Below are 11989 nucleotides of genomic sequence, written 5' to 3' on the forward strand. Positions count from 1 at the left end.
TTCATCTCCCGTTTAATCCGATAATACTATTTTATATGATTATATTTTAACACTAATGTCTTTATAGGAAAAGTATATATTTGAGGTATAACTATTCACTATTGTATAGTTATTTTATAAATTATACCAAACAGGTTTGACATACAGCCCATGATGTTGTATTAGTATCGATACTTTATCACTTTATCTATGTGGGTTTTTAAATGTAGTTTTATACAATTTCAGTCTACGCCTGGAAAAATAAAAGCCCGTTGTTTTAAATAAAACGGACTCAAGAATCTAATTTAACTTTTTTCATCTTTAGGATGTTTCTTCATGTGAATTTTATAATTTATAACATAAGTTTTTACAGCGCTCTCTTTTTAGTGGCGATATCCACCCATACAGCCAGTACCAGCACCAGGCCTTTTACTATGGTGAGGATGGAGTAGTCAATATTCAGAAGGCTCATGCCGTTATCTATACTGGCCATAACCAGAGCACCTATGATGGCTCCTGGAATGGTACCTTCACCCCCCAGGGTGCTGGTGCCGCCGATGATGGCCGAGGCAATGGCATCCAGCTCAAAGAGATTGCCTGCACTGGTAGTAGCCGCATCCAACCGCGAAGTCAGCACGATGCCCGCCAGAGCGGACAGTAAACCCATTATAAGATATATGGTCATGTTGGTCCTTTTAATATTTATTCCTGATAGGGCGGCGGCTTCTTTGTTTCCGCCTATAGCATATACATATCTCCCAAAGGTGGTGTTTTGGGCTATAAAGGTAAACAGGACCACCAGTAAAATCACCACTATAACGGGGATGGGGATTCCCTCGTACATGATCATTATAACCGTGAAAATGGCCATCAAGCCTACAATCCCTAAAATCTTCAGGATTTCAAGACTCCAGGGCGTCACCGCCAGCCCGTACTTTACGCGTGAATTTCTACCTTTGATTTCTGAATATAAAAATACAATAACTGCCGCTATTCCTATTACCACACTCCACAAAGGAGGTATATATCCCTGGCCTATGATTTTAAATCCGGCTTTGAGAGGTGAGATGGTTATGCCCTTCGTAATGAGCAAAATGCCTCCTCGGAATACCAACATAGAGCTCAAAGTCACGATAAAGGCAGGCACACCTCTATAGGCGATCCAGAACCCCCTGCCACGCGCCTATCATTAAGCCCACCAGGATGGTCACCAGTATGGCAGGAATGGGATTCCAGTGCCACCATACCTGGGCTATGGCTGCCACCGCCCCGGTAAAACCGGCCAGAGAACCTACCGAAAGGTCTATGTGGCCTGCTACGATGACCAGCACCATACCTACAGCTAGAATGGATGTTATGGAAACCTGCCGTGTGAGCATGGAAAGATTTCTAGGGGTTAAAAATCTCCCTTTTGTCAATATTGTAAAAATAACCCATATGGCAAGCAGGGCAATTATCATGGTGTATGCTTTTATATCAATATTAATGCTTTTCTTTACGATGGGTTCTCTCTGGCTTTTTACCATACCTAAATCTTTTTCTTTAATAACCATGATGTCCACCTCCGGTAGCAAGAAGCATTATTTTCTCTTGGTCGGCATCTTTATATAAAAATTCCCCGCTTATACTTCCCTCATGAATTACTAGTATCCTGTCACTCATGCCAAGTATTTCAGGCAATTCAGAGGAAATCATTATGATACATACTCCCCTGTCTATCAGTTCATTCATTATGTTATAGATCTCATATTTAGCCCCTACATCTATCCCCCGGGTGGGTTCGTCCAGTATCAATACCTTTGGAGTGGACATCAGCCATTTGGCCAGTACCACCTTTTGCTGGTTTCCACCGCTGAGATTCATGACCCTTTGCCGAAAAGACGGGGTCTTTATCCCCAGTTCCTTTACAAACCGTTCTGCAGTCCTTATTTTTTCATTATTGTTTATGACACTCAATGTGGAGATTTTTTGCAGATTCGGAAGGGCTATGTTTTCTGCCACATCCATGAGTGGAACCAGGCCATATCTTTTCCTGTCTTCAGAAAGATACGCAATGCCGTGTTTTATGGCGTCATGGGGATTTCTAATAGTAATCTTTTTATTATCGACAAATATTTCTCCGGTAACTTTGCCCGGGTATGCCCCGAATATAGCCAGGGCCATCTCTGTTCTACCGGCCCCCATCAGGCCAGCAAGACCCAGAATTTCTCCCTTTTTAAGGCTGAAACTCACATTATCCACGACTTTTTTATCGGGAATTTCACTATCATAGACAGTCAGATTTTTTACTTCTAAAAACCGTATCGGCAGGGTTATGTTTTACCCGGGGAAATCTCTGGTAAGCTCCCTGCCTACCATAAGGGAAATGACTTTATCTTCGGTTAAATTTTTGACGCTGTCGGTAGTAATGGTCCTGCCATCCCTTAATACCGTGATAGAATCGGCTATCTTGAAAACCTCGCCAAGTTTGTGTGATATATATATGCATGTAACGCCCTTTTGCTTTAATTTCCTGAGGATGTTCAGTAGATGTTCCACTTCGCTTTCCGTCAGGGCTGAGGTAGGCTCGTCGAGCACCAGAATCTTGGCATTTTTGGATATAGCCTTGGCTATTTCCACCATCTGCTGATGGCCAATACCCAGGTTCATCACTTTTACATAAGGGTTTATTTCTATATTTAGCTGCTTCAGAATTTCCTTGGTATCGGCGTAGACCTTTATCCAGTCAATTACCCCGTTTTTTTTAGGCTCTTCTCCGAGAAAAATGTTTTCCCCCGCGGTCATATATTTCACCAGAGCCAACTCCTGATAGATAATGGATACTCCGGCTCGCTCGCTGTCCTTAATGTTCTTGAATTGTTTCAACTGTCCGTCTATTATTATTTCACCCTCATAGGTCCCCTGGGGATATACGCCACTCAATATTTTCATCAGCGTGGATTTGCCGGCGCCGTTTTCTCCGCAAAGGGCATGGATTTCGCCTTTTTTTTACCCGGAAGTTCACATTATCTAGAGCCTTAACCCCGGGAAATTGCTTGGTAATATTCTTCATTTCAAGTATAAATTCACCCCACTATATCACCGCCTGAAATCAATCTGCCTTACGTACAACAAGTTTATTACGCCAAGCGAAGCAAGAGCTGCATACATATTTGGAAGCCGTATGTCGGAGGTCTGATTAGATAAGATCTGCTGAAAAGACAAATCCTTCAATTCCAACTTCTGGCCTCCGACTTCCGGCATCTGAATAATATAGGGGATTTGCCTTCTCGGCAAATCCTACTTAATCCGACTTCCGGTCTCCGACCTCTATCTATTTAGAATATACATCCTCTTTCTTGAACCAGCCGCTGTCTATGAGTTCCTTGTCAAGATTATCTTTGGTTATGACCACGGGTTCCAGCAGTATTGAAGGAACAGCTATCTTGCCGTTCTCAAACTGTCTGATTAGCTTCAGGCAGGTCTTTTACTTCTTTGCCCTTAGCCAGTTCCACTGCCACTTCTGCTGCCTTGACTGCCAGTTTGCGGACATCCTTGAATATGGTCATGGACTGGGTGCCTTCCAGTATCCTCTTTGCCGCTGCAAGTTCTGCATCCTGGCCTGTGATGGGCACCTTGCCCGCCAATTTCTGGGCTGCCAGAGCCTGGATTATACCTCCGGCAGTGCCGTCGTTGGGTGCCAGTATCCCTGTACATTGTTCTTGTTAGCCGTAAGGGCGTTTTCCGCAAGTTTCAACGCTTCTTCGGGCTGCCAGTCTTTTATAGCCTGGTCAAATAATATTTTTACATCGCCCTTATCTACAAGGGGCTGTATATACTTCATGGCGCCCTGTTTGAACAGCTTGGCATTGTTGTCTGTGGGAGCACCGGCAAACACGAAGTAATTGCCCTTTGGAACCTTTTCTGTCAGATACTTGCCCTGCAGTTCTCCCACTTTTACATTATCGAAGGATAGATAAACATCCACGTCACAGTTCTTAATCAATCTGTCATAGGATATGACCTTTATGTTAGCCTTGTGGGCCGCTTCTACCAGGGCAGCTGCAGATTCGGCGTTCTGCGGGTCTAACACCAGCACATCGATGCCCTGGGTTATGAGGTTTTCCACCTGGCTGTTTTGAAGGTTCTCATCATTGTTGGCGGCCTGAACCAAAACTTCCGCTCCAAGCTCCTCAGCCCTTTTTACAAAGAAATCCCTATCTTTTGTATACCTTTCTTCTCGAAGAGTTGGCAGAGAAAAACCTATTCTTATTTTTTTGCCCTGCTCCTGGGATTGCCCGGAAGACTGAGCCTGACCGCTGTTTTGGGATTGGCCGGCGGGTTTTTTGGCCGCATCCTGCCACAACAGAGACCATTAAAACCACCACCAGAAGCAATACAGTCAATTTTTCCAACCGTTTAAACACTATTAACTACCTCCCTGTTTTTTAAATTTGGTTTTAATATAAAATTCAACAAAAACCGTAATTTGCCTCTGGAAGGTTTTTTGATTGCTCTTGTTTATTTAGCCATTTTTCAAAAAATCTACATCTGTGTAGTAAATTTTTGGTACAAAAAAATACAGGGCAAAACCTGTTTTAAGCACTCTTTGAAAGTCCATGGGAGATCGGGGACCCACCGAAGGTCGGGGACCCACCGGAGGTGGGTATTGAAGGCCGGCGACACCGTAAAATAATGTTTTAATCCGATGTCTGACCTCCAACATCTTTATTTGATATATTCCTATATACATCCCTCGCTGAATGAAAACCATCTTTTATGACCGTTTCATCAATATTTGACTTATTTACTGCCACCGGTTCCAGCACATAGTAAGGTACATAGAATTTTCCATCATATATGGTTTGCTTTACATCGGGCTTTTCATCCCTGGCCAGTTTAATTGCCATCTGAGCCGTTTTTTCCGCCAGTTTATCCAGGGGTTTATACACCGTCATGAGTTGGGTGCCTTCCATGATCCTCTGGCATCCTGCGATGTCTGCATCCTGCCCCACCACAGGTATTTTGCCCGCCATCCTGTGCTCTGAAAGGGCTTCGATAACTCCTCCCGCCAGGCTATCGTTTCCGGCCAGCACCGCATCAATTCTTTTCCCGCTCTGTAAGATCTCATCGGTAACCTTGAAAGCATATTCCGCCATCCAGTTTGAAGCCCATTCCTCGGCAATAATTTTGATCCTGCCATCTTTAACCCTATCGCCCAACACGTTTTCGTAGCCCTGCTTTATCATGCTGGTATTGTTGTCTGTTTTTGCTCCGTTTACAATCAGGTAATTGCCCTCGGGGACTTTTTCCATCAGAGAACGGGCCATCAATTTCCCTACTTCAACGTTGTCAAAGGAAATATAAAGGTCTACGTTGGACCTGGTGACAAGCCTGTCATAGGAAATGACCCTGACGCCGTTCTTCTGGGCCATCTGCACGGCCGTGGCGGCCTTTTCCATGTCGTTGGGCACCAGTATGAGCACATCAATTCTCCTATCCAGCAGATATTTTACCTGTTTCAATTGATCCTCATCATCGTTGTTGGCGTTTTGAACAAAGACATCGGCGCCCAGTTCCTTCAGCTTTGCCATCAAAATGTCTCGGTCCTTGAGCCACCTTTCTTCCTTGAGGGTTCCCAGTGAAATCCCTATCCGTATTTTACTCTTCTCTTCTTCATTTTTTAAGTTTTTAGCAGTTACTTTAGAACTGGAATTGTATATTAAAAATCCGGTCAATAGAATTAAGGCAATCAATATGAGCAGTAAAACTACAATTACCGTTTTTTTCAAGCCCTCGCTCATGAAGATATTCACCTCCCCTGTTTTATTGGGTAAGCGCAGGAAGGAACAAGTTGCGCCCTTTAAATGTACTTTTCTCTATAAGCCGTGGGGGTAATGCCGGTGACCTTTTTAAATATCTTGCTGAAATAATTGGGGTCCTGGTATCCCACCCTGCCGGAAATGTCCTTTATGCTCAAATCCGCCCTCATTAAAAGCTCTTTAGCCCGGCTGACCCTCACATTGGTGAGATAATCACAAAAATTCAAATGGGTCTCTTCTTTGAACAGTTTGCTGAAATAGTGATAGCTCATGTTGACCTCCCTCGCCACATCATCGAGCGTTATGTCCTTAGAATAGTTCTCATTTATATATATTTCCGCTCTTTTAACAAGTTCTTTTACTTCGGAGGTCTTCACGGCCCTCATGTCTTTCATTATTTCCCGAACGTTGGCAATGAATCCGGATTTTAGCCCGCTTATATCCATGCAATTTATCAAATTAGCTATATGTTTTTGCTCAAGTTTTAGACCATCCTTACGATAATAGGATACTGACCTCATCAAGACAATGGAAAGCTCTACTATTCTGGCCTTTATTTTTTCCAGATCATTGGTATAGTTTAGGATTAACCATTGAAATATCTCCTCAAATATTTCTAATACCTTTTGCTCCTCTCCCAACAAGGCTTTGTCTATCAGCATTTTTTCCTTGTTTAGAGGGTAAAAATCCACCGGTCCGTCGGGCATGACAAGGTCCTGGAAATGGGATATGGTTTCACCGTCGGATAATTTGACAGCCCAATAGGCCTCTTCGTAGGACTTTAAAAAATTGTCAATACCATAAGGGCTTCCTATTCCAATGGAATAAGATAATGATATGCTCTTTTCCAATAGGTTTTGTATTGTTTTTGCTATTTCGATGGAATGGTTTCTTACCGTGTATTCGTCAAAACTTCTATCTACCGGCACAAAAATTACTACTCTATTCAACATGAATGGCCCGGCAAGGCATCTCACCGACTCCCGGGCGGCATCCCTTATGGCCATGCCTACCTCGAACCTGTCAAGGCTTGATCGGAAATCCTCTCTGTTAGATTCATTCCCGCCTATGGAGAACAACATCACATAGCCGAAATTCAATGGCATTTCAAAGATATTTTCGTAAAAGGATATATCTTTTATGGAAGCGCTATCAAAAATAATGTGTAAATAAACTCTGTTTCTATGTGAGGCATGATTTTCAGGAGTTTTTCTTTTAACTCTACTTCATTTAGCATGGCCTGGCGATTTTGAGCAAGGATGGCCTCAGCCTTTTTTATTACCTCAATTACCCTGTCTTTATTTATGGGTTTTAAAAGATATTCCATAACTCCAAGGTTAACAGCTTCCCTGGCATAGTTAAAATTCTCATAGGCGGTAATGATTACAAATACCATATCGGTATGACGTTTTTTTAACTGTCTGATGGCTTCCAGGCCGTCTATGCCCGGCATCCGGATATCCATCAACACTACATCGGGTTTTAACTCCTCGACCTTTTCTATGGCCTCCCTCCCGGACTTTGCCCATCCTGCCACAGAAACATGCTGTATGTATTTTTCCACTATAAACCTCAATGAATCTATAACTATCTGCTCATCATCGGCCACGAAGACCTTAAGCACCACTAACCCCTCCCCTGCCAGCGGCATCTTCAGGATAACCTGCGTGCCCTCGCCTTTCCTGCTGAAAATCTCTATAACATCGGAGACCTTATCCGCATTGTAAAACAGCATAAGCCGGTGAATCACATTGTGCATGCCGATGCCGCTCAGGTGGGCATCGGTTATGTTGTCTGGAGTTTCCACGGCCAAAATTGAGTGTATGGTAGTCTCGTCCATGCCAAGGCCGTCATCGGACACTTCTACGGCCACATAGTTATCTGTTTTCCGTACCGAAATCATTATTTTACCGGGCCTTTCCAACCCCTCTATACCATGGATAAAGGCATTTTCTACCACCGGCTGGATCACCGTACACGGCACTTCAATATCAAGAAGCTCTTCCTTACATCTACGGAAAATTCCACTTTGTCTCCAAACCGGGTCTTCAATATATACATGTAGGTTCTTACATTATCTATCTCATCTCTGAGAGTAACGGGTTTGTCAAGCCTCCTGAGGTTATACCTGAAAAGATTTGCTACATTTTCAATAAATACAGAGGACTGCTCGGCCCCCTCCATCAGGGCAAGTTGAGAAGCGGCATTCAAGGTGTTGAATAAAAAATGAGGGTTTATCTGGGACTGGAGGGCCTTGAGCTCCGCATCCTTTAAAATGCCCTTCATGCGGAGGTTCTGCACCTCCTGTTCCTGAAGCTTCTTCTCCACCTCCGCCTGCTGTTTGATTTTATCTATATAGTTTTTTATGCTGACGGCCATCCTATTAAAGGCATCGGCCAGCACGTTTACCTCATCATTTGTTTGAATTTTCAAGGGTTCCATGTCAAAATCACCCCCGGATATGCGCTCCGCCGAACGGGAGAGCTCAATGATGGGCCGGGTGATTTTATACGTGAAATACATGGCAAGAAAGACATTCAATATCAGTGCGCCCAGTATTAAAAAAACATTTAAGAAGCTTACAATAGCCATGTTGCCTTTAATGGCATAATATTTCTGGGAACCTTCCTGCAGCTTGTTGTATAAAAGGTCATTGATGTAGAGTTTTATAAAACCCGCAATCTTGTTGGATTCGGTGAAATGGGCCAGGTATTCGCTGCTAATACGGCCCCTCTTGGCATTCACCGCCGCATCGGTTTCGGAAAGAAGGCTCTTCATCATATTTCCTATGTCCTTCAGCATTAAACCATTTTTGTCATAACTTATACTCCTGGAAAGCTCTACGGCCTGGTTTGGAGCTTGTTGCTCAGGGTATAGTAATCCAGCAGCGCTTCGGAGGACTTGGTAGAAAGGTATTTTTCCACACTGGTCTCCAGGGAACTCAAGTCGGAATAAAGGTTATTTAGATACACATAGTCTATAAATATACTGTTCAGCCTGGAAATGACCAGCCTTGCACTGTAGTACGAGTAAAAGCTGGTGGTGCCCATTAAAATGGTTATTATTAGATAATAGACAATGAGTTTTTTTCCTGATTCCCGACAGCTTCCAGAAATTTTTCCCCATGTGATTCACCTATTGCTGCAGTTTTTCCATGCTTTTCCGGTAAGTATCAAGATTTTCTTTGGTTATTATCTTGACCCCGGTATCGATAAAGGTAGATGTGGTGTCCTTTTCCATAATCTCTATCAATGCCTTTATGCTTTCGTACCCCATTTTATATGGGTCACTCATAACCGTGCCGTAAATAATGCCTTTGTCGATATATCTCAAGATATCCGGCGTATCCCCATACCCCACGATTTTTACGTCTCCCACCCTGTTTAAATCCACCACCACCTGGGAGGTACCTATGGTATCCACCGAATCCATGCAATAAATGGCATCTATTTTTTTACCGCTGTTCAGGATGGACTGGGTTATCTCTTCAGCGCTCAATATGCCGAATTTGGAATTATATATGTCTGTTACCTGCATGTCGGGATAAGCCTTTATGGCATTCAAAAAGCCGTTTAATTTCAGATTCTGGTTGGCGGCATCTTTTTGCAGTTCATGGCCATGATCACCGCTATGCCGGCTTTGCCTCCGGTGGCTTTTAACCATAATCTTACCGGCTTCTTCCCCCAGCATAAAGCTGTTGGAACCAACAAAAGCCTTGCGCCGGCTCTTTGGGGCATCATTTTCTATGGTGACGACCGGTATCCCGCCGTTATCGGCCCTGTCTATGAGAGCGGCAAAGTCCCTGTCATAGGATACATGGGTCACTATTCCATCCACCCTTGAGGTAACGGCAATCTCCAGATATTTCATTTCCTCCTGGCTGTCGTTAAACCGGGGGCATTAAATTCCAGCGCTACATTATAATTTTTTGCGGCATCCATAGCGCCCTTGTATAACCTCTTTCCAGAAAGGATCTACGGAATTGGGCGCCAACCATGTAAAAATGGTATTTCGGAACCGGAGCAAAAACCGATTCACTGGATTTGTATACCTTAAGGCCAGGCTTCCGAAAAGAGCGATGAGAACCAGCAAAATTATGATTATTATGTTTCTATTGGAAAAATTTATATTATTTATGTTTAACCGTTTCAAGAGCCACCGCCCCTGCTGAAAAAATATTCTGTTTAAGGAAATAACATCCCATATAAATAATTCTCTTAAAAATAACAAAGTCCTTTTTTTATTAATAAAAAGCCCCCCTGCTTTTCCCATAGGAGCCTTTTTTTTAAATTATGAAAGCAGCGGTAAACCGCTGCTTTACGTTAAGTTATTTCCTATCAAAATATATATTCTTTCCGGTGGCTGAAAGGGGAATGCCCACTACTATCTCGCCCTGTATGAGACCCAGTTTGCGGGCCGTTACTCCAATGCGGTACATTATGCGGTTATCCACATTTAAGATGCTGGCGGTTTTCACTGCAGAGCCCACGGCAATGCCCATATCAATAAGCCTCCAGGCGCACATGGGACCTGCAAACTCGGGACCTTCGCTAAAATCCGGAAGTTTCGCGCACTCGGGATACCCGCAGGCGCCGCAATTGAGTCCTGCCTTTTTTGCACCCTTGAGGGCTACGAGCAGGACCGCCTCGGAGTTTTCTACATTCTTACCATCCCGGTCATAGTTTTTCTTGCCGGTTTTTTTCACCGTATGCGGCCATTTCTTTACCCAGCTTTGCCAGGTCATCGCCTTCAACTATTTTTATTTCTATAAAGTCCTGGCCTGCGGCTTTAGGGGCGGTTCTGGCAGAAAGCGCCATGAGTTCCGCCACCATTTTTATTGCATCTTTCATGGTAAAATCCTCCTTTATTTTTTTATATAAAAATATGTTTTCCCTGTCAAACCTTATTAAAAAAATTTAACTGACTTGGGGCTTTACCCTGTTTTGAAAGTATCCTTTCCAGACGTTTTTTGAGCTCCCGTATTTCCTGTTCCGGAGTAAACCCCAGAAGCCCTTTCTTTTTATAAGCCAGTTCCAGAGCCCTGCGGGTGGCCTGTTCGGCTTTTGTATAGTCTTTGGTTCTATGCTCGTAAACTTTTGCCAGTTCCACCAGGGCAAAGGCGGTATGTATGTTGTCTTCAGCCATTTTTAGCCACAGCTCTTGAGCTTCATCCCACCGCCCCAGGCGCTTATAGAGCAGGGAGAGGCGTAGATAAGCCTTTTCGCTGACTCCGGGTATCTCAAGGGCTTTTAAATAGCATTTTATGCTTTCCTCGAATATCTCCATATCTTCAAAAATTCTTCCAAGACAGAAAAGTCCTGATCTGAGCAGCCGTCAGAACACAGGGGGTCTTTCAGAGCCCCGGCCATTTTTATGACCAGAGTAACCAGGGATAAAATATCCATCCGGTTGTGATAAAAAATGGGCTTCAGGGGATAGGGATTTTTATCTCTTAAGAACCTGAAATATATCGAGGGTATCTCAAAGCTGGGTATATCCCCTTCCCTCTCCAGCGAAAAGAGATTCGCCTCCAGCGATGATAGGCTAACGCTGACCAGGCGCTCTTTATACAGCCTCCGGGCCGATGAAAGAAGATCCAGGTGAAAAGGCTTTTCCATCGGGTTTTCCATGCGGTTGATTAAGAATCTGGTGGAAAGAAGGGGGATATCATAAGCTTTGCCGTTAAAGCTCACAACAGACTCAAATTCTTTTAAAAGGTCCTTCAGGCTGTGTAAAACCGCAGGTTCCTCGTTGTAGTCCCTCATGAAATACTGAAGGAGTTTGAATTTTTGCTCCTCGAAATATCCTGCACCTATAAGAAAGGCATAGGTGCCCGAACCTCCCGCAAGGCCGGTAGTTTCGGTATCAATAAATACAGCTTTTGTGAAATTGAAGTTATTGTAGTCGCTATCTTTTGCAATAAGCCCGACAATTTCCGGCGGTATTTCAAAAATATTGGAAAGCCTCATACCGGCATGACAGAATGTATCTTCATAGGAGTTTACGGCCATCAGATGTTCTCCCAACGGGGTTTTAACGGGGGCTGTATTTAAAATCCTGCAAATAAGCTCATTTTTTTGAGCTTGTGAAAAATCCCCGGACTTAAAATTTGCTTTTTCCTTATCGTAAGAATTTACGCCATCCCGGTTTTCATTCTTGCCCATGTAGGCTTTTAATTTTTCAGAGAGGTTCACCGGAAAGCACCCCTT

Annotated in this window: 7 protein-coding genes and 5 pseudogenes; all 12 read right to left on the reverse strand. The window is 43.6% G+C overall.

Features of this window, described 5'->3' with window-relative positions; genetic code table 11:
• Window positions 1–346: 346 nt before the first annotated feature.
• The 12 genes and pseudogenes from D2962_RS19605 to D2962_RS10195 all read right to left on the reverse strand — a co-directional run bounded on the left by D2962_RS19605 (window position 347) and on the right by D2962_RS10195 (window position 11974).
• A pseudogene (locus tag D2962_RS19605) lies at window positions 347–1505 on the reverse strand (sugar ABC transporter permease).
• 16 nt (window positions 1506–1521) lie between these two features.
• A pseudogene (locus D2962_RS19610) lies at window positions 1522–3031 on the reverse strand (xylose ABC transporter ATP-binding protein).
• 26 nt (window positions 3032–3057) lie between these two features.
• Entirely contained in the window at window positions 3058–3255 is a 198-nt protein-coding gene (locus D2962_RS17615; RefSeq protein ID WP_147421259.1) for a hypothetical protein, read from the reverse strand.
• Window positions 3256–3413: 158 nt separating this feature from the next.
• Window positions 3414–4324 (reverse strand): annotated as a pseudogene (locus tag D2962_RS10160) (sugar ABC transporter substrate-binding protein).
• A 334-nt stretch (window positions 4325–4658) separates the two neighbouring features.
• Window positions 4659–5762, reverse strand: a complete 1104-nt coding sequence (locus D2962_RS10170) for a sugar ABC transporter substrate-binding protein (protein ID WP_122014918.1) — start codon at window positions 5760–5762, stop codon at window positions 4659–4661.
• Between the two features lie 59 nt (window positions 5763–5821).
• Window positions 5822–6886 carry a helix-turn-helix domain-containing protein gene (locus D2962_RS10175; RefSeq protein WP_245984579.1) on the reverse strand — a complete coding sequence of 355 codons (1065 nt, stop codon included), beginning with the start codon at window positions 6884–6886 and terminating at the stop codon, window positions 5822–5824.
• A 32-nt stretch (window positions 6887–6918) separates the two neighbouring features.
• Window positions 6919–7431, reverse strand: a complete 513-nt coding sequence (locus D2962_RS19615; RefSeq protein ID WP_342774542.1) for a response regulator — start codon at window positions 7429–7431, stop codon at window positions 6919–6921.
• A pseudogene (locus D2962_RS19620) lies at window positions 7423–8906 on the reverse strand (sensor histidine kinase); the annotation flags it as partial. The pseudogene D2962_RS19620 and the gene D2962_RS19615, both read right to left, overlap by 9 nt.
• A 9-nt stretch (window positions 8907–8915) precedes the next feature.
• A complete protein-coding gene (locus D2962_RS18065) occupies window positions 8916–9650 on the reverse strand; it encodes a substrate-binding domain-containing protein (protein WP_222927503.1) in 735 nt (244 codons plus the stop codon).
• A 457-nt stretch (window positions 9651–10107) separates the two neighbouring features.
• A pseudogene (locus tag D2962_RS10190) lies at window positions 10108–10630 on the reverse strand (ferredoxin domain-containing protein).
• 46 nt (window positions 10631–10676) lie between these two features.
• Window positions 10677–11066, reverse strand: coding sequence for a tetratricopeptide repeat protein (locus D2962_RS18650; protein WP_245984586.1), 390 nt, complete (start codon window positions 11064–11066; stop codon window positions 10677–10679).
• A complete protein-coding gene (locus tag D2962_RS10195) occupies window positions 11042–11974 on the reverse strand; it encodes a ribonuclease H-like domain-containing protein (protein WP_245984587.1) in 933 nt (310 codons plus the stop codon). The genes D2962_RS18650 and D2962_RS10195 overlap by 25 nt, the downstream gene beginning before the upstream one ends.
• Between the last annotated feature and the right edge of the window lie 15 nt (window positions 11975–11989).

The sequence above is a fragment of the Biomaibacter acetigenes genome (assembly GCF_003691585.1).
GTDB classification, from domain to species: domain Bacteria; phylum Bacillota; class Thermosediminibacteria; order Thermosediminibacterales; family Tepidanaerobacteraceae; genus Biomaibacter; species Biomaibacter acetigenes.